This window comes from Azorhizobium oxalatiphilum, from assembly GCF_014635325.1.
GTDB classification, from domain to species: Bacteria; Pseudomonadota; Alphaproteobacteria; order Rhizobiales; family Xanthobacteraceae; genus Azorhizobium; species Azorhizobium oxalatiphilum.
Genome location: NZ_BMCT01000001.1, coordinates 58,343 through 82,894 on the forward strand (window position 1 = coordinate 58,343; position 24,552 = coordinate 82,894).

24 protein-coding genes are annotated in these 24,552 nt (G+C 67.3%); 13 read left to right on the top strand and 11 right to left on the bottom strand.

Features of this window, described 5'->3' with window-relative positions; translation table 11 throughout:
• Nucleotides 1-12: 12 nt before the first annotated feature.
• Nucleotides 13-2,820 carry a heavy metal translocating P-type ATPase gene (locus IEW24_RS00320; RefSeq protein WP_188574328.1) on the bottom strand — a complete coding sequence of 936 codons (2,808 nt, stop codon included), beginning with the start codon at nucleotides 2,818-2,820 and terminating at the stop codon, nucleotides 13-15.
• Between the two features lie 131 nt (nucleotides 2,821-2,951).
• Between IEW24_RS00320 and IEW24_RS00325 the strand changes: the two genes are divergently transcribed.
• The gene (locus IEW24_RS00325; RefSeq protein ID WP_188574330.1) at nucleotides 2,952-3,227 is read left to right on the top strand and encodes a metal-sensitive transcriptional regulator; all 276 of its coding nucleotides are present in this window, start codon (nucleotides 2,952-2,954) and stop codon (nucleotides 3,225-3,227) included.
• 53 nt (nucleotides 3,228-3,280) lie between these two features.
• Nucleotides 3,281-3,817: a hypothetical protein gene (locus tag IEW24_RS00330; RefSeq protein WP_188574331.1), complete on the top strand. Its 537-nt coding sequence runs from the start codon at nucleotides 3,281-3,283 to the stop codon at nucleotides 3,815-3,817.
• On the opposite strand, the gene hemW is transcribed toward IEW24_RS00330, so the two are convergent.
• The 3 genes from hemW to rph are packed head-to-tail and all read right to left on the bottom strand — an operon-like array spanning nucleotide 3,818 to nucleotide 6,347.
• On the bottom strand, nucleotides 3,818-5,002 hold the full coding sequence (gene hemW / locus IEW24_RS00335) for a radical SAM family heme chaperone HemW (RefSeq protein WP_188574333.1): 1,185 nt from the start codon (nucleotides 5,000-5,002) through the stop codon (nucleotides 3,818-3,820). It lies immediately after the preceding gene.
• Nucleotides 5,002-5,634: an RdgB/HAM1 family non-canonical purine NTP pyrophosphatase gene (gene rdgB / locus IEW24_RS00340; protein ID WP_188574335.1), complete on the bottom strand. Its 633-nt coding sequence runs from the start codon at nucleotides 5,632-5,634 to the stop codon at nucleotides 5,002-5,004. The genes hemW and rdgB overlap by 1 nt, the downstream gene beginning before the upstream one ends.
• A complete protein-coding gene (rph, locus tag IEW24_RS00345; RefSeq protein ID WP_188574336.1) occupies nucleotides 5,631-6,347 on the bottom strand; it encodes a ribonuclease PH in 717 nt (238 codons plus the stop codon). Before rph ends, rdgB begins: the two co-directional genes overlap by 4 nt.
• A 179-nt stretch (nucleotides 6,348-6,526) precedes the next feature.
• On the opposite strand from rph, the gene IEW24_RS00350 reads away from it, so the two are divergent.
• The 4 genes from IEW24_RS00350 to grpE all read left to right on the top strand — a co-directional run bounded on the left by IEW24_RS00350 (nucleotide 6,527) and on the right by grpE (nucleotide 9,139).
• The gene (locus tag IEW24_RS00350) at nucleotides 6,527-6,826 is read left to right on the top strand and encodes a hypothetical protein (RefSeq protein WP_188574338.1); all 300 of its coding nucleotides are present in this window, start codon (nucleotides 6,527-6,529) and stop codon (nucleotides 6,824-6,826) included.
• Between the two features lie 111 nt (nucleotides 6,827-6,937).
• Nucleotides 6,938-7,339 (top strand): hypothetical protein, encoded by a 402-nt coding sequence (locus tag IEW24_RS00355; protein ID WP_188574340.1) that lies wholly within the window; start codon nucleotides 6,938-6,940, stop codon nucleotides 7,337-7,339.
• Nucleotides 7,329-8,429 (top strand): heat-inducible transcriptional repressor HrcA, encoded by a 1,101-nt coding sequence (gene hrcA / locus IEW24_RS00360; RefSeq protein ID WP_188574342.1) that lies wholly within the window; start codon nucleotides 7,329-7,331, stop codon nucleotides 8,427-8,429. Before IEW24_RS00355 ends, hrcA begins: the two co-directional genes overlap by 11 nt.
• Before the next feature lie 89 nt (nucleotides 8,430-8,518).
• Nucleotides 8,519-9,139, top strand: coding sequence for a nucleotide exchange factor GrpE (gene grpE, locus IEW24_RS00365; RefSeq protein ID WP_188574344.1), 621 nt, complete (start codon nucleotides 8,519-8,521; stop codon nucleotides 9,137-9,139).
• 82 nt (nucleotides 9,140-9,221) lie between these two features.
• Here the strand turns inward: grpE and IEW24_RS00370 are convergent, their stop codons facing one another.
• Nucleotides 9,222-10,184: a hypothetical protein gene (locus IEW24_RS00370; RefSeq protein WP_188574346.1), complete on the bottom strand. Its 963-nt coding sequence runs from the start codon at nucleotides 10,182-10,184 to the stop codon at nucleotides 9,222-9,224.
• 51 nt (nucleotides 10,185-10,235) lie between these two features.
• Complete coding sequence (locus IEW24_RS00375) at nucleotides 10,236-10,868, bottom strand: alpha-ketoglutarate-dependent dioxygenase AlkB family protein (RefSeq protein WP_188574348.1); 633 nt, start codon at nucleotides 10,866-10,868, stop codon at nucleotides 10,236-10,238.
• Between the two features lie 209 nt (nucleotides 10,869-11,077).
• Between IEW24_RS00375 and IEW24_RS00380 the strand changes: the two genes are divergently transcribed.
• The gene (locus IEW24_RS00380) at nucleotides 11,078-11,488 is read left to right on the top strand and encodes a DUF1236 domain-containing protein (RefSeq protein ID WP_188574350.1); all 411 of its coding nucleotides are present in this window, start codon (nucleotides 11,078-11,080) and stop codon (nucleotides 11,486-11,488) included.
• A 292-nt stretch (nucleotides 11,489-11,780) separates the two neighbouring features.
• Here IEW24_RS00380 and pncA read toward each other — a convergent pair whose 3' ends face one another.
• Entirely contained in the window at nucleotides 11,781-12,422 is a 642-nt protein-coding gene (gene pncA / locus IEW24_RS00385) for a bifunctional nicotinamidase/pyrazinamidase (protein WP_244644062.1), read from the bottom strand.
• A gap of 350 nt (nucleotides 12,423-12,772) precedes the next feature.
• Here pncA and IEW24_RS00390 point away from each other — a divergent pair, with 350 nt between their 5' ends.
• Nucleotides 12,773-13,450: a hypothetical protein gene (locus tag IEW24_RS00390; RefSeq protein ID WP_188574354.1), complete on the top strand. Its 678-nt coding sequence runs from the start codon at nucleotides 12,773-12,775 to the stop codon at nucleotides 13,448-13,450.
• A gap of 66 nt (nucleotides 13,451-13,516) precedes the next feature.
• On the opposite strand, the gene IEW24_RS00395 is transcribed toward IEW24_RS00390, so the two are convergent.
• Both IEW24_RS00395 and IEW24_RS00400 read right to left on the bottom strand, forming a co-directional pair.
• Nucleotides 13,517-13,885 (bottom strand): nuclear transport factor 2 family protein, encoded by a 369-nt coding sequence (locus tag IEW24_RS00395; protein ID WP_188574356.1) that lies wholly within the window; start codon nucleotides 13,883-13,885, stop codon nucleotides 13,517-13,519.
• A gap of 88 nt (nucleotides 13,886-13,973) precedes the next feature.
• The gene (locus tag IEW24_RS00400) at nucleotides 13,974-14,723 is read right to left on the bottom strand and encodes an SDR family NAD(P)-dependent oxidoreductase (protein ID WP_188574358.1); all 750 of its coding nucleotides are present in this window, start codon (nucleotides 14,721-14,723) and stop codon (nucleotides 13,974-13,976) included.
• Nucleotides 14,724-14,894: 171 nt separating this feature from the next.
• Here IEW24_RS00400 and IEW24_RS00405 point away from each other — a divergent pair, with 171 nt between their 5' ends.
• Nucleotides 14,895-15,794 carry a LysR family transcriptional regulator gene (locus IEW24_RS00405; protein ID WP_188574360.1) on the top strand — a complete coding sequence of 300 codons (900 nt, stop codon included), beginning with the start codon at nucleotides 14,895-14,897 and terminating at the stop codon, nucleotides 15,792-15,794.
• A 252-nt stretch (nucleotides 15,795-16,046) separates the two neighbouring features.
• Here IEW24_RS00405 and IEW24_RS00410 read toward each other — a convergent pair whose 3' ends face one another.
• Nucleotides 16,047-16,877: a hypothetical protein gene (locus IEW24_RS00410; protein ID WP_188574361.1), complete on the bottom strand. Its 831-nt coding sequence runs from the start codon at nucleotides 16,875-16,877 to the stop codon at nucleotides 16,047-16,049.
• A gap of 231 nt (nucleotides 16,878-17,108) precedes the next feature.
• Between IEW24_RS00410 and IEW24_RS00415 the strand changes: the two genes are divergently transcribed.
• The 4 genes from IEW24_RS00415 to IEW24_RS00430 all read left to right on the top strand — a co-directional run bounded on the left by IEW24_RS00415 (nucleotide 17,109) and on the right by IEW24_RS00430 (nucleotide 22,761).
• Nucleotides 17,109-17,492: a SecDF P1 head subdomain-containing protein gene (locus IEW24_RS00415; protein WP_188574363.1), complete on the top strand. Its 384-nt coding sequence runs from the start codon at nucleotides 17,109-17,111 to the stop codon at nucleotides 17,490-17,492.
• Between the two features lie 377 nt (nucleotides 17,493-17,869).
• A complete protein-coding gene (gene dnaK, locus IEW24_RS00420; protein ID WP_188574365.1) occupies nucleotides 17,870-19,771 on the top strand; it encodes a molecular chaperone DnaK in 1,902 nt (633 codons plus the stop codon).
• A 427-nt stretch (nucleotides 19,772-20,198) separates the two neighbouring features.
• Nucleotides 20,199-21,356 carry a molecular chaperone DnaJ gene (gene dnaJ, locus IEW24_RS00425; protein ID WP_188574367.1) on the top strand — a complete coding sequence of 386 codons (1,158 nt, stop codon included), beginning with the start codon at nucleotides 20,199-20,201 and terminating at the stop codon, nucleotides 21,354-21,356.
• Nucleotides 21,357-21,654: 298 nt separating this feature from the next.
• Complete coding sequence (locus IEW24_RS00430; RefSeq protein ID WP_188574369.1) at nucleotides 21,655-22,761, top strand: FkbM family methyltransferase; 1,107 nt, start codon at nucleotides 21,655-21,657, stop codon at nucleotides 22,759-22,761.
• 579 nt (nucleotides 22,762-23,340) lie between these two features.
• On the opposite strand, the gene IEW24_RS28960 is transcribed toward IEW24_RS00430, so the two are convergent.
• Entirely contained in the window at nucleotides 23,341-24,459 is a 1,119-nt protein-coding gene (locus IEW24_RS28960) for a methyl-accepting chemotaxis protein (protein WP_188574371.1), read from the bottom strand.
• Nucleotides 24,460-24,552: the final 93 nt, after the last annotated feature.

Sequence of the window (24,552 nt, forward strand, 5' to 3'; positions counted from 1 at the left end):
GTCGAGCGGGAATCAGGGCCGCCAGCGCCGCAGTGTCAGGGCGTTGGCGATCACGCTGACGGAGGAGAGCGACATGGCCGCCGCCGCCACCATGGGCGAGAGCAGCAGGCCGAGCACCGGATAGAGCACGCCCGCCGCCAGCGGCACGCCCGCGCCATTGTAGATGAAGGCGAAGAACAGGCTGCGGCGGATGTTGCGCATGGTGGCGCGCGACAGGGAGCGGGCATGGGCGAGGCCGGCGAGATCACCCTTCAGCAGGGTGATGCCCGCGCTCTCCATCGCCACATCGGTACCCGTACCCATGGCGATGCCCACATCGGCGGCGGCAAGGGCGGGGGCGTCGTTCACGCCGTCGCCGGCCATGGCGACCACTTCGCCCTTGGCCCGCAGGCGTTGCACCACCTCGGCCTTGCGGTCGGGCAGGACGCCGGCTTCCACCTCGGTGATGCCGAGACGCCTGGCTACGGCTTCGGCGGTGGTGCGCATGTCGCCGGTGAGCATCACCACCTTCACCCCTTCAGCGGCAAGCGCCTTCAGGGCGTCGGGCGTGGTGGCCTTCACCGGGTCGGCGATGGCGATGAGGCCGGCAGGAGCGCCGTCTAGGGCGGCGAACACGACGGTGGCGCCTTCCATCCGCAGCCCCTCCGCCTCGGCGGCGAGGGTGTTGGTGGCGATGCCCCGCTCGGCGAGAAAGTCGGCATTGCCGATGAGGAGCCGGCGTCCCTCCACCGTGCCGCTCACGCCCTTGCCGGCGGGGCTGTCGAAGTCCTGCGCTTCGGCGAGTGTGAGGCTCCGGGCCTTGGCTTCCGCGACGATGGCGTTGGCCAGGGGATGCTCGCTCGCCCTCTCGAGGCTGGCGGTGAGGCGCAGCAGATCGTCTTCCGGCAGGCCGGTGGCGCGGATGGCAGTGACCTTGGGCTTGCCCTCGGTGAGGGTGCCGGTCTTGTCCACCACCAGCGTCGTCACCTTCTCCATGCGCTCCAGCGCTTCGGCGCTCTTGATCAGGATGCCCGCCTGCGCCCCGCGCCCGACGCCCACCATGATGGACATGGGCGTGGCGAGGCCGAGCGCGCACGGGCAGGCGATGATGACCACCGACACGGCGGCCATGAGCGCGAAGCTGATGCGCGGCTCCGGCCCCACCCACATCCACACGACGAAGGCGGCCACCGCCGCCAGCAGCACCATCGGCACGAAGAAGCCGGACACCTGATCGGCAAGCCGCTGGATGGGCGCGCGCGAGCGCTGGGCCTGCGCCACCATCTGCACGATCTGGGCGAGCAGCGTCTCGCGGCCCACCTTGGTGGCGCGCATGACGAAGCCACCGGAGGCCACCAGCGTACCGGCGATCACCGCGCCACCCGGCTCGCGGGTGACGGGCAGGGACTCGCCGGTGACGAGGGATTCATCAAGAGCGGCGCGGCCTTCCTCCACGACCCCGTCCACCGGCACCTTCTCGCCGGGGCGCAGGCGCAGACGGTCGCCGGGGTGGATGGACTCGATGGCCACATCCTCGTCGTTGCCATCGGCCGTGATGCGGCGGGCGGTCTTGGGGGTTAGGCCGAGCAGGGCCTTGATGGCGCCCGAGGTGGCCTCGCGGGCACGCAGTTCCAGCACCTGTCCCAGCAGCACCAGCACGGTAATGACCGCCGCCGCCTCGAAATAAACAGGCACGGCGCCGCCATGGCCACGAACGGCATGGGGGAACAGGCCGGGCAGGAAGGTGCCGGCGAGGCTGTAGAGGAAGGCGACGCCCATGCCCAAGGCAATGAGCGTGAACATGTTGAGGTTGCCGGTCTTCACCGAGGCGACGCCACGCTGGAAGAAGGGCCAGCCCGCCCACAGCACCACCGGCGTGGCGAGCAGGAACTGGACGTAATTGGAGACTTGCGGGTCGAGCAGGTGCAGGCCGAAGAGATGGCTGCCCATCTCCAGCACGAACACCGGGAGTGTGAGTGCGAGGCCGATCCAGAAGCGGCGGGTCATGTCGATCAGTTCGACATTCGGTCCATCGTCGAGGCTGGCGACCTCAGGCTCCAGCGCCATGCCGCAGATGGGGCAGGTGCCGGGGCCGACCTGACGGATCTCCGGATCCATGGGGCAGATGAAGATCGTGCCTTCCGGGACATCCTCCACCGAGGGCCTGCCGCCATCGGTGTAATGCTCGGGGTGGGCGTCGAACTTGGTCTTGCAACTGGCGGCGCAGAAATAGACCGTCTGGCCTTTGTGCTCGGATTTGTACTTGGCGGTGGCCGGGTCCACGTCCATGCCGCAGACCGGATCTTTCACGAGGCCGGCGACGGGGGCGGCGTGGTCGTGATGATGGGCATGGTCATGGTCATGCCCTCCGCAGCAGGACGTGCTCTTGGTCTGTGCGATCGTCTTGGCCTGCGCATCCGCCTTCGCCTGCTCGCGTGCGGCGGCCTTGGCGAGCTGGGCTTCCGGGTCGGCCTCGAACTTGGTCTTGCAGCCGTTGCAGCAGAAATAGAAGCTCTTGCCCTGATAGGTGGCGCGGTGCTTGGCGGTGGCGATGTCCACGCTCATGCCGCACACCGGATCAATCGCCTTGGGCGGCAGGTCGAGCGCAGGCGGCGCCGCGCCACCACAGCAGTCGCCATGGCCTTCCGCTGTCGGCTTGGCCTTGGGCGACAGGTCCAGTGGCTGCGGGGCGGCCCCCGCGCAGCAATCCCCGCCGTGGGCGACGGGCGCGGCTTTCGCGGTCAGGTCGAGCGGGAGGGGGGCCTTGCCGCCGCAGCAGGAGCCGTGCGTCTCGCCGGACTCTGGAGTGCCGACGTCGGGGGAAGAGTGATCGTGCGTCATGACGCCTCCAGCGGAGCGGAGTTCTGTTTCCCGGAGATGCGCGGCCGGCGCCTTGCGCTGCATCACATCTCACTACCCCCTGGGGGTATCTCATCTTGCCTTTTATACCCTTGGGGGGTATCTCATCAAGTATGAAAGAGCCCGCCCGATCTTCCGTGTTGAAACGGCTGAACCGCATCGAAGGACAGGTGCGGGGCATTTCCCGCATGGTGGAGGAAGATCGCTACTGCATCGACATCGTCACCCAGATCGCCGCCGTGCGCGCCGCCCTGCGCCGTGCGGAGGAAGAGGTGCTGCGCGATCACGTGGGCCATTGCGTCGCCCATGCCATCCGCTCCGGCGATCCCGACGAGCAGGCGAAGAAGATTGACGAACTGATGGACGTGCTGGTGCGCAGCGAGCGGTAAGCGTATTCCGCGCCCGTTGCCCCGGATGCCTTTGAGAGATTGGATCAGAGCTGATGTTTCTTCGCCATCTTTCCGCATTCGCCGCGGGTGCTCTGGGGCTCCTCGCTCTCGGCTCCGGCGCTCTGGCTGATACCTATTGCCAGTCGGACGAGACCGCCGTTTTCTCCTGCGACTTCGGCAGCCACACCGGCTCGGTCTGCGCCTCGCAGGACATCGGGCCGGGCAAGGGACGTCTCACCTATCGCTTCGGCCATCTGGACCGGGTGCTCATGGCCTATCCGCCCGCCGGAACCGTGCCCGCGAAAGCCTTCACCTCTGGTGCTTTCATGGTTTCGGGCGGCGGCGGGGCATGGCTGCGGTTCGAGGACCAGAAGATCCGCTACACTGTCTTCACCGCGATCGGAAAATGGAACCCGCGTGGCGGCCCGCTGGAACTGGCGGGCGTGGTGATGGAGCAGAACGGCAGGGAGCCGGTGAGCATGGCGTGCCGGGGAGAGGTCATCAACGAGCTCGGCCCGGCCTTCTTCGAACAGGCCGGCCTGAAGGCGGCGGGCGAATTCGAGATTCCCAAGACTTTCCTGCCCCGATAGTCAGGCTGCCAGCGCTGCGATCACTGCGTTGAGGACCGGGAAGCCGGGCGGCAGGACCTTCAGGCGCGTGCCGTCGAGCCGCACCAGCCCTTCCTCGGCCAGAGCCTCAATGCGTGAGGGGGCGATGGGCGTGCCGCCCAGCATGGCATGGCGGGCGAGGTCTACGCCTTCCGCGAGCCGCAGGCCCATGAGCAGCATCTCGTCCGCCTGCTCGGGCCGGGTCAGAACCTCTTCGGACACCATGCCGTGCCCGTTGGCCTCCACCGCCTTGAGCCAGCCCTCCGGATGGCGCTCGGTGAAAGTGGCGCGGCGCTCGCCGTTCATCCCTACGCGCCCGTGCGCACCGGGGCCGACGCCCGCATAAAGCCCATAGCGCCAGTAGACGAGATTGTGCCGCGCCTCTGCACCGGGCCGGGCGTGGTTGGAAATCTCATAGGCGGGCAGGCCGGAGGCGGTGGTGATCTCCTGCGTCATGTCCCACAGGGCGCGGGCATGGTCGTCGTCGGGGATGATCAGCTTGCCGGCGGAATACAGCTTCTCGAACGCCGTGCCGGGTTCGATTGTGAGCTGATAGAGCGAGAGGTGTTCACAGCCCTCGTCGATGGCGCGGGAGAGTTCGCGCGCCCAGTCCTGCGGGTTCTGGTTCGGGCGGGCATAGATGAGGTCGAACGACACCCGGTCGAAGATGGAGCGGGCGATGCCGACCGCACCCATGGCTTCGTCCACGGTGTGCATGCGGCCGAGCTTCTTCAGCTCGTCGTCATTCATGGCCTGTACGCCCAGCGAGACGCGGTTCACCCCCGCCGCGCGATAGCCCCGGAAGCGGCCGGCCTCCACGCTGGTGGGGTTGGCCTCCAGCGTGATCTCGGCGTCAGGCGCCAGCGACCAGGCTTCGCGGATGGCATCGAGGATCGCGGCCACCGTCTCCGGCGCCATGAGCGAGGGCGTACCGCCGCCGAAGAACACGCTGCCCGCCGTGCGCGGCCCGGTCATGGCGCGCATATGCGCGATCTCGCGCCGGAAGGCGGCGACATAGCGCGCCTGATCCGGCGGGGCATGCCGCACGTGGCTGTTGAAGTCGCAATAGGGGCATTTGGCCAGGCAGAAGGGCCAATGCACATAGACCCCGAAGCCGCCGGCGGTGTCGTCCGCCGGCGCCGTGTCCTGAAGCAGAACCTGCGCCATCAGCCCTCGAGGCAGGCCAGCGCGAGCTGGCGGAAGGCGCGGGCGCGGTGGGAGAGGCCGAGGCCCAGCGGCGGCATGGAGTGCTTCTCCTCCGAGGTCATCTCGCCGAAGGTGCGGGTATGGCCCTCCGGCAGGAAAAAGGGATCATAGCCGAAACCGGCGTTGCCGCGCGGCGGCCACACCACTTCGCCCTCGATGATGCCCTCGAACTCCTCCAGATGCCCGTCCGGCCATGCGATGCAGAGCGCCGAGACGAAGCGCGAGGTGCGCTGGGCCGGCTCGGTGGCGCCACGCGCGACCATCTCCTCATGCACCTTGCCCATGGCCATGCGGAAGTCCTTCTGCGGGCCTCCCCAGCGGGCGCTGTAGATGCCCGGCGCGCCGTCGAGCGCGTCCACCACGATGCCGCTGTCATCGGCAAACGCCGGCAGGTTGGCGGCCCTGGCGGCCGCCTCCGCCTTGATGCGGGCATTGGCCCGGAAGGTGGTGCCGGTCTCGTCCGGCTCCGGCAGGTTGAGTTCGCCCGCCGACACCGCCTCGATGCCGTAGGGCGCAAGAAGCTCCTGCATTTCCTTCAGCTTGCCCGGATTGTGGGTGGCGATGATGATCCGGCCTTCCAGCTTCCGGCTCATGCCTTAAGCGCCAGCTTCTGCAGTTCCACCAGCTCGTTCACGCCCTTGCGGGCAAGGCCCAGCAGGGAGAGCAGTTCGTCCTGCGAGAAGGGGGTCTTCTCGGCGGTGCCCTGGATTTCCACGATGCCGCCGGAGCCGGTCATGACGAAATTGGCGTCGGTCTCGGCCTTGCTGTCCTCGGGATAGTCGAGGTCGAGCACCGGGGCGCCCTCATAGATGCCGCAGGAGATGGCGGCCACATGCTCCTTGAGCGGGATCGTCTTCAGCATGGAGCGCTGGTACATCCAGTTCAGGCAGTCATGCAGGGCCACCCACGCGCCGGTGATAGCGGCGGTGCGGGTGCCGCCGTCGGCCTGGATCACGTCGCAATCCAGCGTGATCTGGCGCTCGCCGAGGCCGACCAGATCGGTGACGGACCGCAGCGAGCGGCCGATGAGGCGCTGGATTTCCTGCGTGCGGCCGGACTGCTTGCCGGTGGTCGACTCGCGGCGGGTGCGCTCCAGCGTGGCGCGCGGCAGCATGGAATATTCCGCCGTCACCCAGCCCCGGCCCTGACCCTTCAGCCACGGCGGCAGGCGCTCTTCCAGCGTGGCGGCGACCAGCACATGGGTATCGCCGAACTTCACGAGGCAGGAGCCCTCGGCATGGCGCAGCACGCCCCGTTCGAAGGAGACGGCGCGCATCTCGTCATTGGCGCGGCGGCTGGGGCGCATGGGCTTTTCCAATCGTTCCATTTGGGTTCGGCCGCTTTTTAGGCGGGCGGGCCGCACGGAGCAAGGGCGGTATCACCCATGGTTCCGCCAGCGGGCGCGATGCGGCGGTCTGTCGTTGCGGAAGGTGCGGGGCGACGTGATAGATTCGGCCTGTATCGGGTGCGTGGGAGGAGGCTGCGATGGCACGGGACGCGAGGGACGGGAATGTGGGGACGGAGCGTGGCAGGAGCGGGCTCCCGCTGCTGCTGAGTGCCGCCTTCTTCGTCTTCACCGGCCTCGTCTCGGTCTATCAGCTCTGGATCGCATGGGCCGCCGGCACGGTGTGGATCGGCGGCGGCCTCGGCGGGGGCGACTGGCACAGCTATGCCCGATCGCAGGGCGAATATTGGTTGGGAGTCGGCATCTGGACGTTCTGCCTCGCCGGCTCGATCTGGTTGGGAGGCATTGCGGTGCGGCGTCTGTTCATCCCGCGCAGCTGAATGGTCTATAAAGTCGGACAGGCCTTCAGTGTGTTCGGGGCGAACCATGAGTGTGGATGGGCGGGGATCAGGCGAGGACAGCGGCAGGGCGGCGCGCCTTCAGGTGCCGTCATGAACGGCCGGTGGCCGGCTTGGATACAGCCGTTCGTCTTCACCATTGCAGCTTGCGTGTTCCCGGTGATCGCATGGTCGTCGGCGCGGAACTTCTGGATCCTGATGGCAGAAGGGCGCTTCCAGTGGACGGTCGGATCGAAGCAGGTCTGGGTCCGCACCAGCGAAGTTCCCGAATTGTACTGGCAGGCGTTCGCGCGTCTGGGCCTCGAACTGCTTTTCAGCCTGTTCTGGATCGCGGCGTTCCTGTTCTTCTTCGTGATGTACGTCCGTCGCAGGCGCGCCGAGGCGGAATCGTCCGCTCCGCGGAAGCCTACCGCCATCCGCAGCCCCGTGGACGCGCCGCGTTCCGCTCCCCATATTAAACGACCGACGTCACCGGAGCGCGGCCGTGCCGATTGAACCGATCCTCTCGCCTTTCTCTGCTGCCCTGGCCCAGATCGACGAGCGCTCGCGCGAAATCTTCCGTCAGATCGTGGAGAGCTATCTGGCCACCGGTGAACCGGTGGGCTCGCGCAATATCGCGCGCCTGATCCCCATGACCCTTTCACCCGCCTCGGTTCGCAACGTCATGGCGGACCTTGAGGCGGCCGGCCTCATCTATGCCCCGCACACCAGTGCCGGGCGCCTGCCCACCGAGCGCGGCCTGCGCTTCTTCGTGGATGCGCTGCTGGAGATCGGCGACGTTACCGAGCGCGACCGGCGCAATATCGAAGCGCAGGTGGCCGCAGCCGCCAAGGGGCATACGGTGGAAGGCGTGCTGCAAGAGGCCTCCTCGCTGCTTTCGGGCCTTGCGCGGGGGGCGGGCGTCGTCACCGCCGCCAAGACCGATCCGCGCCTGAAGCATGTGGAATTCGTGCCCCTCGATCTCGGTCGGGCGCTCGTTATCCTCGTGTCCGAGGACGGGCAGGTGGAAAACCGTGTACTGCCCTTGCCTGCCGGCCTGCCCGGCTCGGCGCTGGTGGAGGCGGGGAATTTCCTCAATGCCCATATCCGCGGCCGGACGCTGGGCGAGGCGCGCTCCGAGATGGAGACGCTGCTGGCGGACCTGCGCCGCGAGCTCGATACGCTGACCGCCCGCGTGGTGGAGGAGGGGCTGGCCTCCTGGTCCGGGGACGGGCCGGGCGAGCGGAAGCTGATCGTGCGTGGACAGGCCAAGCTGCTGGAAAACCTCAATGCCCTTGAGGATCTGGAGCGCATCCGCCTGCTGTTCGACGATCTGGAATCCAAGCGCGACGTGGTGGATCTGCTCGGCCGCGCCGAGGAAGGCCATGCCCTGCGCATCTTCATCGGCTCGGAGAACAAGCTGTTCTCCATGTCCGGCTCCTCCACCATCGTCGCGCCCTATCGCGACGGGCAGGGACGGGTGGTGGGCGTGCTTGGCGTCATCGGCCCGACACGGCTCAATTATGGTCGGATTGTCCCCATGGTGGACTTCACGGCGCGGGTGGTGAGCCGGGTTCTTGGCTCTCCCGGAGCCGATGCGGCTTGATTTTTCGGGCCGCTCCCCCGATATGCGGAACAAATTCGTGATCAGTCCGGCCGCATGGGAAGCGGCGCGGGCGTGAAGAGGACTAGCGCATGAGCGATCAGGGTAACGCCGCTGGCGAGGAACACCGCATGAATGCCGCGGTCGAGCCCGAGCACGCCGAGGCGACGGAAAGCGTCGATGCCTTCCAGGTCGAGAAGGAGCGCCTCGAAGCCGAGGTGGCATCCTTCAAGGACAAGTATCTGCGGGCTTTCGCCGAGGCCGAGAACATCCGCCGCCGCGCCGATCGCGAGATTGCGGATGCCAAGGTCTATGGCATCGCCTCTTTCGCCCGCGACGTTCTGAACGTGGCCGATGACCTTGCCCGCGCGCTCGCCGCCGTGGATGCGGAGACCCGCGAGACCGCCGAGGGCGCCCTCAAGGGGCTCATCGACGGCATCGAGCTGACCGAGCGCAGCCTGTTGAAGAACCTTGAGAAGCACGGCGTGCGCAAGGTCGAGCCGGTGGGCGAGAAGTTCGATCCCAACCTGCATCAGGCCATGTTCGAGGTGCCCGATCCCTCCGTGGTCGCCGGCACCGTGGTGCAGGTGGTGCAGTCCGGCTACGTGATCGGCGAGCGCGTGCTGCGGCCGGCTCTCGTGGGCGTGGCCCGTGGCGGCCCGAAGGCGGCGCCTGCGGCGGAAGCCCCGGCCGGCGAGAATTCAGCCTCCTGAGGCCGGTCAACAGGTCAACCGAAATGAAAATGCCGCCTCGGTTTGAGGCGGCATTTTTGTTTGCTGAGAGGGGTTCTGGAGATCAGCGGCTTTCCGGGCCGCCGGTATCCACGCCGTCGCGGATACCGCGCAGGCGTCCGTAGTAATCGGTGAAGGCGTCTGCCTTCACCACGCCCATCATGCGCATGTAGCCATTGGTGCCGAAGCGGATCCACTGGACGATCTTCACCGGCGCTCCGGTCTGTCCGTCCTTGGCGTTGGCCATCACCTCGAAGCCCGGCATGTTGTTGATGCGCAAGGGTTCCGCGCGCTCGATCTTGAGATCGCGGAAGCCCGGCGTTGTGGTCAGCGTGCGGACGGAGAAGGTCGCCCGCTCATCGTCGCGCACGGAGCCGGCGGCCACCGAGATCACGAACAGCGGCTGGGCCGCGGCGTCGAACTCGTTCTTCGGCCCGTCGGTGAGGAAGGCAGCGGTGTTGCCGAGCACCCGCAGGAGGCGGAAGCCCTCCAGATTGGTCAACTGGAAGGGGAGGGCCTTGAGCTGCTCCTCGGCGGTCGGCGGGGCGCGGAAGGCCAGCGTGGACAAGGTGGTGCGCACCACCTGATCCGGCAGGGCGGCGGCGTTGGCCTCGGGCACCTGCACGGTGATGAGGGCGGTGCCCTTGTCCGAACCCGCCAGCAGCACCCATTTGCGGACCTGGATCGGACCCACGGTCTGGGTGCCCGTCACCAGCACATTCTTGATGTCCTTCAAGGGGATGTTGTCGCGCTTCTCGACCGCGATGCCCTTGGTGCCGAGGGCGGCGTCGGTAAATCCGGCGGCCACCTGCTCATAGGCCTCCGGAGGCATTTCCACGATCAGGATGGAGGCGGACTTGGCGCGATCCTCGAAGCCGGGGAAGGTGGTGGCCTCGCCCATGCCTTCCGGCGGCACGAGGCCCACCAGCGAGCCGCGCGGGAACTCGGCTTCCGCAGCAAGGGCAAGGCTTCCGGAGACCAGAAGCGCGGCGAGGGCCAGCGACAGGCGGGCCAGCGGCAAAGGCATGAAAGTCTCCTGAACCCTGAAATATCGGGCGTTTCTGGGCGCTGAAGCGGGCTAAAGCGTGGCATCCGGCGGGGTGACGCGCCGAAGCGTCAGGTTGATGCGGCCCGGCGCGCCCAGCAAAGTGGAGGTGCCCGGCAATATGCGGTCCACCCCATGGAAGGCGAGGCGGCTGCGGCCGGCCAGCAGCACCGCATCGCCCGAGGTAAGGCGCACGGAATGCGTTGAGCCGGAACGGTTTTCACCGCCGATACGGAAGAGGGCCGTATCCCCCAGCGAGAGCGAGAGGACGGGGGCGGAGAGGTCGGTCTCGTCGCGGTCCTGATGCAGGCCCATGCGGGCGTCGGGAGCATACCAGTTGATCAGGCAGGCTTCCGGCGGTGCGGGGTGGCGGGTCAATTGGTCCCAGAGGTCCAGCAGGCTCCGGGGAATGGGGGGCCAGGGGGCGCGGGTGTCGGGATGGAAGGGCTGGTAGCGATAGCCGGAGACATCCGCCACCCAGCCCAAAGGCCCGCAATTGCTCATCTTTACGGACAGGGGCTTGCCAGTGCGGGGCATGGCGGGGGCGAACAAAGGCGCCTCCCGCAGGAGGCCGCGCACCTCTTCCACCAGCGCTTCCTGGGCCGGGCGATCCAGCAGTTCCGGCCACCACAGGCAATCGGGGGCGATTTCGATGCTCTGCGGCACAGGTGGCGCTTCCTTTATTCGTTTCGTTTTATGCGGTGATAGTTTCAAGAAAAGCGCTGTGCGTCCAATCCATTCGACGGTGTTTGCAAAGAAAAGACGCGGTCTTCGATTGCGGCTGAAATGGGGTATTTCATGACTGAAGCGCAGGCGTGGGGAACGGCTCCTTGCCGGGGGCGTTCTCGATGCTGACAACAGACAGGGAGACTTCCATGTCCCAGCATTTCCGCCGCCCGCTCATGGGCGCCGCCCTCCTCGCCGCCCTTGTGGGCACCACTGCCGCGGCCTCGGCGCAGACCGCCGTCATCGTCACCCAGCCGCAGGTGGTCACGCCCCAGACGGTGGTGACGACGCCCGATCGCTATGTGCTCGTGACGCCGGAGCAGAACACGTACATCCAGCGCTATGTGGTTGAAAATCCTGCGCCGCGCACCAGTTTCTCCAGTTCGTCCTACCGCCCGGCGGTGGGCACGGAGCTGCCTGCGGGTGTCGCCGTCCAGACCTTCCAGCCCGGCAGCTATGGCGGCTTCGAGGCCCAGCGCTACGGCTACATCCTGACCGACACGGACCAGACCGTGCTGGTGGATCCCGGTACCCGGCGGGTGATTCAGGTCCTGCCCTGAGCCCCTTCGCCAGGACCGGATGAGCATGGCCTGAAATGGCACGCTGTCACACGGACAGGCGGGGATGGCACATGCTTGTCCCCGGCTGTCCGTGCCATGTTCCCCTGTCCCTGTGGGCATGGAACAGGGACATGGCCCCCGGATGGGACATTGCGGGATGGATGGCGTGCGATGTTTCTCGCCACTGAGCGAGGATAATCAATCTCTTGCGATTTAACGGTCAGGTCGCGCGCCCCACCGTCGCGTCTCTTCCGCGACCGCGCTTGCCCCCTCTCGCCCCGCCGGGAGGCTGTCACCCCATAAATGATGCAATGCTCAATACCTGCACGCCGGCCGCACTCATGTCGGCCCGTGCCTTGTCCAGCGAGCCATGGGTGTCGATGGCCCGGCAGGCATCCTCGATCACGTAAGTGGTGAAACCCTCGGCAACCGCGTCCACCGCCGACCAGGCGACGCAGAAATCCAGCGCCAGCCCCATCAGCACCACGTTGGAAATGCCCCGCGCCCGCAGATAGCCGGTCAGGCCCGTGGGGGTGGTGCGGTCGGCCTCGGTGAAGGTGGAATAGCTGTCCACATGGTGGTGGTGGCCCTTGCGGATCACCAACTGCGCCTTGGGGATGGCGAGCCCCGGCGCCAGCTCGGCGCCGGGCGTGCCGCGCACGCAATGGTCCGGCCACAGCGCCTGCGGGCCATAGGGCAGATCGATCAGCTCCAGCGGCGCCTTGCCGGGATGGCTGGAGGCGAACGAGATGTGGCCCGGCGGATGCCAATCCTGCGTCAGGACCACGGTCTCGAATGTGTCCCCCAGCCGGTTGGCCAGCGGCACCACGTGATCCCCATCGGGCACGGCCAGCGCGCCGCCGGGCAGGAAATCCACCTGAAGATCCACGGCGATCAGGGCGGTGGTGGCGTCACGGGGCGGGAGAAGGGACACGGCGACACTCCGGGCTCGGGTATGGGGGCAGTGAAGAGGCAGGCAGAGGGTGAAGGCCACCCTCGCCCTTTCGTTCCGGCGCAGAGCCATCCCGCTGCCACGCCGGGTGACGCTGCGCCCTGCGCCTTGAGGCAGCGGAAGAGGCAACATAAGGTATGGTTTCTACAGCAGAATCAAGGCGGTATCGGGTTCGTGCGGATCCCGGTCGCCGGGCAGGCTTTCAACGGAGCATGTGACGGATGGCGGGACAGCAGAGCCGATGGATTGCGCGCGGTGCCCACGCGTTTCCTGTCTTCGCGTTTCCTGCCTTCGCCGGTCTTGCCCCTGCTGTCCTTGCCCTTGCTGTCCTTGTGGCCGGAGCTTTCGCCCCGCATCCCGCGCGGGCGCAGGAGCCGCAGGCGCAAGCGGTGGATGGCCTGCCCGGCGTGGCGCTGAAGCTGGTGCCGCCGGCGGGCCTGTGCCGGGTGGATCCGGTGGAGGACGAGGAGGCGTTCGAGGCGGCGGCCGGGCTGCTGGGCAGCGAGATGCTGGCGCTCTGGTTCACCTGCGCGGATCTGGCCCGCTACCGGGCGGGGGAGGACGGGCGGCCGGCGCGCTGGATGTATGTGCTGGTGCAGCGTGACGGGAAGGGGCAGGTGCGCCCGCTGCCGAACATCACCCGGCAGGAGGCGTTCGACCGCTGGGCCGACGCGTGGGAGAACGAGGCCGAGGCGCGCATCGCGCAGGCCAGGAAGAAGCTGCGCGCGGAGCTGGATCTGGAGGCGGCCGAGATCGGCAAGCCGCAGATCTTCGGCCCCGATGGCACCGCCATCTATCTGGCCATGCCGGGCCAGCTCACCGATGCCGGCGCGGCGCAGCCGACGCGGGTGGCCTCGGTGTCGGGCTGGTCCATGATCCTGAACTACCGTCTCGGCATCGGCCTTGCCGAGCGTGATGCGGGAGCCGAGCGTTTCCCCGCTATGGTGGACGAGGTGCGGGCGGTGATGATGTCACTGGACCGCCTGTCGGTGGCGACACCGGGGCGGTGAGGGCGCCCCGTCATTCCGGCTCGCGGCATCTGCTGATGGTCTGCTCAGCAGGGGAGCTACAGCGCCTCATCCATCCAGAAACACATACAGTTCCCTGATCTTCCCATCCCGCACCAATGCGAAGTCGGTGCCGGTGACGCGGTGCGGATCTTCGGCCGGGCCATAGGTCCAGTTGAGGCGGCCGGCGCCATCCTGTGCATTGCCGACGGTCTGCACCTCGCCCGCCGCTGCGAAGACGAAGCCGGGGGTGGCCGCCTGCACGGCGGCGGCGGCAGCGTCTATGCCGTCCCGGCCACTGTGGATGCGGCCGTGATCGCCGAATACCGCGCCCTCGGCATAGAGGGCGTCCACGGCGGCGCGGCGTGGGGCCGGGTCTCGGCCGCCGAACACGTCCAGCAGGTTGCGGGTCATCAGGCTCTGGATGGTCTCGCTCATGATGGGGCTCCCGGAAATGAAGGGCATGAAAGGACTGAAGGAAGGTACGGCGGGCGCCGGGTGTCTTTCCCCGGTGCCCGCCCGGTGGTCAGATCTGCGTCATGCCGCCATCGACGAACAGTTCGGCGCCATTGATGAAGCTGGCGGCGTCGGAAGCGAGGAACATCACCGCCTTCGCCACGTCCTCCGGCTGGCCCACGCGCCCGGCGGGGATGGAGGCCAGCATAGAGGACTTCACGCCTTCCGCCTGCGCGCCGCCGCCGAACAGGTCGTTGAGGCCGGCGGTGTCGATCACGCCGGGGCTCACCACATTCACCCGGATATGACGGTCCTTCAGATCGAGGATCCAGTTGCGGGCGAAGTTGCGCACCGCCGCCTTGGTGGCGCTGTAGACGCTGAAGGCCGCATTGCCCGTGGAGCCCGTCACCGAGCCGGTCAGCACCACCGAAGCGCCGTCCTTCAGCAGGGGCAGGGCCTTCTGTACGGTGAACAGCACGCCCTTCACATTGGTGGCGAAGGTGTCGTCGAAATGGGCTTCGTCAATGGCGCCCAGCGGGGCGAAGCCGCCACCGCCCGCATTGGCGAACAGCACGTCGATCTGGGCATGGCGCTGCTGGACGGCGTCATAGAGCTTGTCGATGTCGGCGAGCTTGGACATGTCGGCCTTCACGCCGACCACGTTGCCGCCGATAGCCTTCACTGCCGCGTCCAGCGCCTCCTGCCGGCGGCCGGTGATGAAGACGAAGGCGCCCTCGTTCGCGAACGCCTTGGCGGTACCGAGACCGATGCCGCTGGTGCCGCCGGTGACGATGACGACCTTGTTCTGGAACGTGTTCATGATCCTGTCCTGTCTCTTGGCTTGGGAGGCGGATGGGGTGTGGTCAGACCCGATCCGGCTCCCGCGGCGGCCCGTGCCGTCGTTGATGAAATAGAGATAGATCCAGAACGCTGATGCCTGTAGCCGGCATTTGTGGCACGTATCGTTCCACTGATGGAACGATGGCGGCCCATGGCTGATCTCAACGACTATGCTTTCTTCGCGCAGGTAGTGGCCCATGGCGGCTTCGCCCCGGCGGGCCGCGCCCTGCGCATTCCCAAGTCCAAGCTCAGCCGCCGCATCGCGGCGCTGGAGGCGCGGCTCGGCGTGCGGCTGATCGAGCGCTCCTCCCGGCGCTTCCGCGTCACCGAGGTGGGGCTGGCCTTCCATGCCCGCTGCCGAGCCATGCTGGAGGAGGCGGAGCAGGCGGAAGCGCTCGTTGCGCAGGCGCTCAGCGAGCCCGCCGGGCTGGTGCGCTTCAGCAGCCCCACCGGTCTCGTGGAGGTGCTCTCGCCGGGTCTGCCGGTCTTCCTCGCCCGCCATCCCAAGGTGCGCCTTCAGGTGATCGCCGCCGACCGGCCGGTGGACCTGATCGCCGAGCGCATCGACGTGGCGCTGCGGGTGCGGGTGGACCTTGCCACCGATGCCTCGCTGACCATGCGCACGCTGGGCCGCTCCCGCCGCATTCTCGTGGCCGGGCGGGGAATGGCGAACCGGGCGGGGGCGGACATCGCGGCGCTCGCCGACCTGCCGACGCTGGGGTCCGGCGAGGAGATTGGCGAGACGGTGTGGGATCTGGTGGGGCCGGACGGGCTGGTGAGGCACCATCGCCATGAGCCGCGCATGACCTGTACCGATTTTGCGGCCCTGCGCGAGGCGGCCGGCGCCGGGCTCGGCGTGGCGCTGCTGCCGGATCACGTCTGCCGGGTCGACCTTGAAAGCGGGCGGCTGGTGCGGGTGTTTCCCGGCTGGGGCGGGCAGATGGGCATCGTGCACATCGTCTTCACCACACGGCGGGGGCTGACGCCTGCGGTGCGGGCCTTCATCGACCATCTGGCGGCCACTTTCGGCGCCCTGAGGCTGGACGATTAGGACGCGCCCGGCCATGCGAAGCGGGAGCCGCATCACCGGGCGCTGGCCGATGCGGGGGTGGCATCGGTTGGGAAAAAGGGGCGACGCGGGCGGGCGCGGGGCGGCCCGACGGCTGTGACTTCGGCTACCGCGCGGGTGGAGGCGCGGGCGGAAAAAGGGGCGCCCGGCGTGGCATGGGCCAACGGGCCGGGCGCAGGTCCCGGTGCAAGGTGGGTGGCACCGGAGGGAGGATGGGTGAGGCGCCCGCCACCCTCAGGGGCAGACCGGGGTGCCGGTGGCGGCGCCGCAGCTGGTGCGCGGGCTGCCTGTGTCGCTGCTGTTGATCAGCTGAATATATTCAACGTGAAAGGTGTCGTAGGTGTTTTCGATAAAGGGAACGAAGTCGGCATAGGCCTTTTTGCTGATCATGTTCAGGCAGAAGGCCTCGGACGTGCCCGTGGAATGGTCGGGCAGGCTGTGGGTGAGGGTGTCCCACTGCTTCAGCAGGCTGGCGATGATGGGCTTGCCGGGGGTGGCGTCGGGCCCATCGACATAGATGGCTTCCTTCAGCTGCGTGATGTCGACACTTGTCGGCCGCCGCAGGGCGCAGCTGCTCTTCGCGCCCGTGAGCGTGCCGATCCTTGTCAGGCCGGTGGTGGGGTCGAGGTATTTGGCCGCAAGGGCGCCCAGGGCGCTGGGATTGCCGCTGCCGGAGGAGGCCGAGCTGCAGACCAGGAAGGAGACCGTCGCAGGCACGCTGTTATGCTGGCCCTGGAATGCGCCGGCGAAGCCCGTGGAGGAGGTGCCGCCGATCGCGCCCGGCGCGCCATGGGCGGACACGACGACGGTGTCGAAAGCATCCAGCGACTGCGTGTGGCCGACGGCCGAGAAGCTCGCGCCGTCGAAATAGAATGGGACGGGCTTCCCCGGCATGGTGTCGCGCGTCCACATGAAGTCCATGGCGTCGGCCTGATTGTCGCACAGGGTCTTGGTGAGGATGTAGGCATAATCGGCGCGCGCGACGGCCGGGCCGAGCAGGGCCGTGACCATGGCGGCGAGGCTGCGGGCGATGAGGCTGCGGCGGGGGCGGGAGAGCAGGGGCATGACGGCCTCCATCGGTGCGGTCCGCACCGCCATGCGGGCGGGCGATGGGGCAAGGCTAGGGTGGGCGCGCGCCGCCGGCTGTGACTTTGGTCACAGGGCGGGAGGCGTGACTTTGGCGACCGCCCCGGCAATAAGGCGAAACAAATGGGCGGTTGCAGCCAAGCTCCCGTCACGACAGGATGCCGCCGCCGCGCGAGGGGCCGCCGTACGAGGGGGGATCGAGACACGGGTATGAGAGCGTCGTTCGCTTTGATTTTGCCGGGGTTGCTGTGTGCGCTGACCCTGATGACCGCGCCGGCCCGCGCGGACACCGTCTCCCTTGCCGCCGCCAAGGCGGTGGCCCTGAAGGATCCCTATAGCGGACGCCCCGCCGTGACGGTGCAACTGACGGCTGAAAGTCGCCACGACCTCGCCGCGCTCACCCAGGCCCATGTGGGCGGGCAGGTGGAGGTGCGGGTGCGGGGCCGGGTGCTGGTGACGCTGGCGGTGCGCGATCCCATCACCTCCGGTACCTTCAGCGTGGCGGGCCTGAGCCCGGAAGAGGCCGAGACGCTGGCAGCGGAACTGGGCGCTGGCGCCCTGATCGAGGTGAAGACCCTCCCGCCCGGCCACTGATCGGGGCACGGGCCGGCCGCCTGCGGGCGGCCGTTCCGGGGCTGACATGCGCCGTGCGGGCCGCTTCCGGCCCCGGTTGGCGTGATGCCCGATCCGAATACCTCTCTCGGGGCGGCGCGAGCCCCGACGGGCCCTTGTGGGGCCTTGACAAGGCGCGGTCTTTGCCAATCCCCTCGCGGGAAGTTGAAAAAGCGATCGCCTGCATTGCAGCACGCCTTGCGGCGTCTGAAGCGCCCTCCTATATCGGCTTTCGAACGCCGTCAGCTGCGGCGTACCCCAATTCAAATAGGGGGTCGGCGGGATATGCGGGGATTGGCCTTCCGTGTCTCCCATCGGGCGCTTCATGGCCCGGCCGACCTGCCGACAAGGAGAAGTACATGTCCAAGATCATCGGCATCGACCTCGGCACCACCAATTCCTGCGTCGCGGTGATGGAGGGCGCCAGCCCCAAAGTCATCGAGAACGCCGAGGGCGCGCGCACCACGCCGTCCATCGTCGCCTTCACGGAAGACGGTGAGCGCCTGGTGGGCCAGCCGGCCAAGCGTCAGGGTGTCACCAATCCGGAGCGCACCTTCTTCGCGGTGAAGCGCCTCATCGGCCGCCGCTATGACGACCCGACCGTCGAGAAGGACAAGAAGCTCGTCCCCTACTCCATCGTGCGCGCCGACAATGGCGATGCCTGGGTCGAGGCGGACGGCAAGAAGTATTCCCCCTCGCAGGTGTCCGCCTTCATCCTCCAGAAGATGAAGGAAACCGCCGAGGCGTTCCTGGGCGAGAAGGTGGAGAAGGCGGTCATCACCGTCCCCGCTTACTTCAACGACGCCCAGCGCCAGGCCACCAAGGACGCCGGCAGGATCGCCGGCCTCGAAGTCCTGCGCATCATCAACGAGCCGACCGCCGCTGCGCTGGCCTACGGCCTCGACAAGAAGAACACCGGCACCATCGCGGTCTATGACCTTGGCGGCGGCACCTTCGACGTGTCCGTGCTGGAGATCGGCGACGGCGTGTTCGAGGTGAAGTCCACCAACGGCGACACCTTCCTCGGCGGCGAGGACTTCGACATGCGCCTGGTGAACTACCTGGCGGATGAGTTCAAGAAGGAGCAGGGCATCGACCTGCGCAACGACAAGCTCGCCCTCCAGCGCCTCAAGGAAGCGTCCGAGAAGGCCAAGATCGAGCTGTCGTCCGCGACCCAGACCGAGATCAACCTGCCCTTCATCACCGCCGATGCGTCGGGCCCCAAGCACCTGACCATGAAGCTGACCCGCGCCAAGTTCGAGGCGCTGGTGGAAGACCTGATCCAGCGCACCATGGAGCCCTGCCGGCTCGCGCTGAAGGATGCGGGCCTCTCCGCCGGCCAGATCGACGAAGTGGTGCTGGTGGGCGGCATGACCCGCATGCCCAAGGTCCAGGAGATGGTGAAGCAGTTCTTCGGCAAGGAGCCCCACAAGGGCGTCAACCCGGATGAAGTGGTCGCCATCGGCGCCGCCATCCAGGCCGGCGTGCTCCAGGGCGACGTGAAGGACGTGCTGCTGCTCGACGTGACCCCGCTCTCGCTGGGCATCGAGACGCTGGGCGGCGTGTTCACCCGCCTCATCGACCGCAACACCACCATCCCGACCAAGAAGAGCCAGGTGTTCTCCACGGCCGAGGATGGCCAGACGGCCGTGACCATCCGGGTGTTCCAGGGTGAGCGCGAAATGGCGGCGGACAACAAGATCCTCGGCCAGTTCGACCTCATGGGCATCCCGCCGGCGCCGCGCGGCGTGCCGCAGGTGGAAGTCACCTTCGACATCGACGCCAACGGCATCGTGCAGGTGTCCGCCAAGGACAAGGGCACCGGTAAGGAGCAGCAGATCCGCATCCAGGCCTCCGGCGGTCTCAACGACGCCGACATCGAGAAGATGGTGAAGGACGCGGAAAGCCACGCGGCGGACGACAAGAAGCGCCGGGCTCTGGCGGAAGCCAAGAACCACGGCGAGGCTCTGGTCCACTCCACCGAGAAGGCCCTTTCCGAGCACGGCGACAAGGTCGGCGCGCCCGAGAAGACCGCCATCGAGACCGGCCTGACCGAGCTGAAGGCGGCGCTGACCAGCGAGGACGTGGACGCCATCCAGGCCAAGACCCAGGCGCTGGCGCAGGCCTCGCTGAAGCTGGGCGAGGCCATGTACGCGGCCCAGCAGGGCGGCGAGGGTGCCCCGACCGGCGAGGCGCCGAAGGATGACGTGGTGGACGCCGAGTTCACCGAGGTGGATGACGACAAGAAGAAGTCCGCCTGATCCCAGACGACCGGAACGGCGGCCCCAAAGGCCGCCGTTTCCCTATTCGCGGGTCGTGGCCGGCCTTGATGTCGGCCTTCGGCCCTTGAGCGGGACAAGCCCTGCGAGACGTCTCCCGAACCTGCGATGGGGTCGGGGATGCAGGGTGCCCGGCGGAGCCGCCGGCCGATACCGGCGCGGCCGCAGGGCGCCCGGCGTGGCCGCAGGGCGGAAGGTCCCGGTGTTCCGGTGTCCCGGCAGGGCGCTGCGGGTCGCATGACGTTTGCGCAGGAGAGCTTCTCCCGGCGGACCGCGCTTGCAAACCGGGCGGGTGCCTGCTCTAGACAAGCCTGTGCCGCTACGTGGGGTCGCGGGCCGGGATGGAATTTTCAGGCGTGCGCGCCTGACCTTGAGGACCGGACGGCCCGGCGAGGAAAAAGCGAAGACCATGGCGAAGCGAGATTATTACGAAGTGCTCGGCTGCGAGCGCGGCTCCGACGAAACGGTGCTGAAGGCTTCGTTCCGCAAGCTGGCGATGAAGTGGCACCCGGACAAGAATCCGGGCGACCCCGAGGCCGAGGTCCGCTTCAAGGAAATCTCCGAAGCCTACGAAGTGCTCAAGGACCCGCAGAAGCGCGGCGCCTATGACCGCTTCGGCCATGCCGCCTTCGAGAATGGCGGCGGCGGCGGTGGCGGCGCCGGCTTCAATGCCGATTTCGCCTCCACCTTCGCGGACATCTTCGACGATCTGTTCGGCGGCTCCATGGGGCGCGGCGGTGGCCAGCAGCGCGGCGGCGGCGGTGGCCGGGCGCGCGGGGCGGACCTGCGCTACAACATGGACATCACGCTGGAGGAAGCCTTCTCCGGCAAGACCGCCCAGATCAACATCCCCACCTCCATCTCGTGCGAGGTGTGCTCGGGCACCGGCGCCAAGGCCGGCACCCAGCCCAAGACCTGCCGCACCTGCGGCGGCGCCGGCAAGATCCGCCATGCGCAGGGTTTCTTCACCCTTGAGCGCACCTGCCCCTCCTGTCAGGGCCGGGGCAGCGTGATCGAGGATCCCTGCCCGAACTGCGGCGGCGCCGGCCGCGTGACCCGCGAGCGGAACCTGCAGGTGCAGATCCCGGCGGGCGTGGAAGACGGCACCCGCATCCGCCTTGCCGGCGAGGGCGAGGCCGGCGTGCGCGGCGGCCCTGCGGGCGATCTCTACATCTTCCTGTCCATCGAGCCGCACACCTTCTTCCAGCGGGAGGGCGCGGACCTGTATTGCCGCGCCCCCATCTCCATGGTGACGGCGGCGCTGGGTGGCACGGTGGAAGTGCCGACCATCGGCGGCGAGAAGACCAATGTGAAGATTCCCGAGGGCACGCAGTCGGGCAAGCGCCTGCGCATGGCCGGTTCGGGCATGCCGGTGCTGCGCTCGCGCTCGTTCGGCGACATGTATGTGCAGGTGGTGGTGGAGACGCCGCAGAACCTGACCAAGCGCCAGAAGGAACTGCTGGCGGAATTCGAGGGCCTCTCCTCCTCGGAGACGCACCCGGAATCCAACGGCTTCTTCGCCAAGATGAAGGACTTCTTCCAGGGCGCTGGCAGCGACAACGAGTGAAGTTGCGCGGGCGGCAGGTCTTTATCTGCCGCTGCGTCTGTTCGGTCTTCTCAGGTCTTGAACGTGCCGGTCGCCCATGGCGGCCGGCATTTCTTTTTTCAGGTCCCTGAGCCGCCTGATCCTTGACGCAAGGATAAGGCAATCCAGCTCGCCTATGTTCACGCTAGGCACTACCCATCTACGTCGTGTTTCACCCCCGCGTCGCGCGGAAGGCGTGGATCAGGACATGCCGGTCTTGCCCAATAGCTTTCGGACCGGGTTCCCAGAGACCCGTGCACCGCACAGGGGATATCGCCAAGTGCTTGAGACGCTGCTTAAGACCACCGGCAAGATCGATCAGTTCCTCGACAGCGCCAGGGACAAGCCCGAGCTTGTGCTGTATGGCGCCGGATTCGCGCTTCCGGACATCGTGAGAAAGCTGGAGCGGCATGGATTTCTGGTGGTGGCGATCTGTGATTCCAATCCTGCGAAGCACGGGCAGTCATTTCGCGACACCTATCCCATCATGGCGATGGAAAAGGCGGCCGTGGAGTTCCCGCACGCGCGCTTCCTGATCTCCAGTCCGGTGTATTTCGACGAGATTCTGGCGCTTCTGGGCAAAACGCTCGACCCGAGCAGGGTGAGCGACGTTGATCTCACCTGTGCCTACTTCTTCGACAAGGGCGAGTTTCGCAAATTCTTCACCGAGAATCTCGCGCAGTTTGAAGAAGTTCTGGGCATTCTGCATGATGAGAAATCGCGCGAAACCTATCGCCGCGTGATCAAGGGGCATCTCAGCGGCGATCGCGCCGATTTCGAGGAAGCCTCCACCGGCACCGACGATCTTTACCTGATGCGCAGTCTCCTGAAGCCGAGTGCCGATACGGTCTATGTGGATTGCGGCGCGCACGACGGAGACACGGTCAGACTGTTTCTCGAGGCCGCCGATCAAGGATACCGCAAGGTGTTCGCCTTCGAACCCGACCCGACGATGCAGGCCAGCCTCAATGCCGTGGCCGCGACACAGAATAGCGGGGTCGAGATCATCCCCACCGGGGTCGCCAATTGCGATGGAGTCATAAGCTTTGTCGTGGACGGGGTCTTCTCGGCCATCGTGAAAGACGGCCCGGATCTTCCCGCCGGTACGATCTCAATTCCCGTTGCCAAGCTTGACAGCCTGCTGCTGGAAGAGGCCGTTTCCATGATCAAGCTGGATATTGAAGGCGGCGAGTACGATGCGCTGAAGGGTGCGGCACAGCTGATCCAGACGCAGCGCCCCAAACTGGCGATTTGCCTCTATCACAGGGTGGATGACCTGGTCCGGATCGCGAAGCTGGTGAAAGATCTGGTACCCGAATATAAGCTTAGAATTGAACATCAATCAAAAAGCTGCACCGATACAGTGCTGTTTGCAGCTTTGGATTGATGCGTGAACAGGGCGGGAGTTTCTCCGAGATTGCCGGCATCGGCTGTCTTGGGGGAGTGCCCCGTTCCTGGATCACGACTGGACCTTCGCGGGCTGCGTCCTTCCCCGTCCCTCTCCCTCGCGCCCGAAACCGGCTGCTGCCGGTCTCGGCACCTTGCAGAGCCGAAATCGGAAACATCCGACTTCGCGTGGGCAGGGTTGGAAGGGGCAAGCAGAGTTGGACAGACAGCGCACGCTGGCAGGGTGGCAGGAAATTCTACGCGACCATGAAAGGTCGGATGGCGACCGCGGGACTGGCACGCGGTCGAGCGGGCTCGTCAGAGCGCGTCGCGCCTTTCTGACTATCCGGTGCCGGTGGATCGATGGATGGCCTCCTTCGAGCGGGAGAATGACAGCGCCCCGCCCACACGCACGCGCGCCGGGAGATGCGGCGGCATCGCCCGGCCTGACCTCCGGCTCATCAATGGATGAGCATCAGATCAGCAACACGGCCGGAGACCCCCCTCCGGTCGGGCTGTCGCGCTGCAGGCCCGTTCGTCCGTGCGGGGGAACGGATGGACAGGCCGCCGTCCGGCCTGGTCAGAACCGGTTGCGCCGCTGCGGCGGATCCTTGTCGCGACCTTCGCCGCGGGCGGGGTGCTGGACGATGACGCCCGCCCATTCGAGGCCACGGTAGGTCTCGTAGCCGGGGGTGAGGTGGAAGGCGATGGTGCGTCCGTCGGGCAGATGGTCGATGCCGCTGCGCCGGTGCTTGGCGTTCAGGTCGACGATCTCGGTGAATTCGCCGCGCCGGTCGGAGGAGGAGAGGATGCGTCCGCGCGCATCCACCAGCATCACGCGGGAGCGCTCGGCCTCGTCGGGCGAGAGGCGGATGCCCTCCACCACGGCGCGGGCCTGCGGCTCCCAGTCGAAATGGATGCCCAGCACGCCGATGGGCTTGCCGCGCAGGGCGCCGCCCTCGCGCACGGCGGCGGCATAGGTGGCCACGGGCGCGTGACGCAGGGCCTGGCAGGGCATCACGTCCGCCACCGCATAATCATCGCCGGAGGCGGAGTTCAGCGCCTCGCGGAACCAGCTTTCGTGCGAGACATCGAGCCCGCGCAGGCCGGGATAGCGATCGCTGCGGCCGTGCGCCACCACCCGCCCGTCGGGTGAGCAGAACCACAGGTCGAGATAGACGGTGTAGGCGGACAGGATCACGCCGAGCCGCCTCTCGGCCTCCGCGACCACCTCCTGCGTGGGCTCGCCGCCGCACGCCACCACGGCGGCGTCGGTGGCCCACCAGCGCACGTCGCAGGTGCGCTCATAGAGGTTGCGGTCCACGATCTCGATGCCGTTGAGGCACAGATCAACAAGGCGCTGGCCGCGCACGTCCTGCGCCATGCGGCGGCCGACGGCGCGCAATTCGTCCAGGGCACTGCGCAGCTCGGTTTCCATATCGGACGCCAGGCGCCCGATTTCCGCGCTCACCGCCTTGACCTCCTCGGCCACCACGGCGAAGCCGCGCCCGGCATCGCCCGCGCGGGCGGCCTCGATGGTGGCGTTGAGGGCGAGCATGCGCGTCTGGCCGGTGATGGCCTGAATGGCGCGTGCCTTGCCGGCGGCCACCACGGCGGAGTGATCCGCCAGTTCGATGACGCGTTCGGGCGTGTCGGAGGAGACGGTCTGCTTGAGCAGCGTATCAAAAGTGCCATGCATCGCGGAATATCCATCCCTGCTCCGGAGCGCGTCGGGCTTCGATTGCTGCGCAATCCAAGCCGGGAGACGGTCTCCACCTGAGTTTCAGAGGCA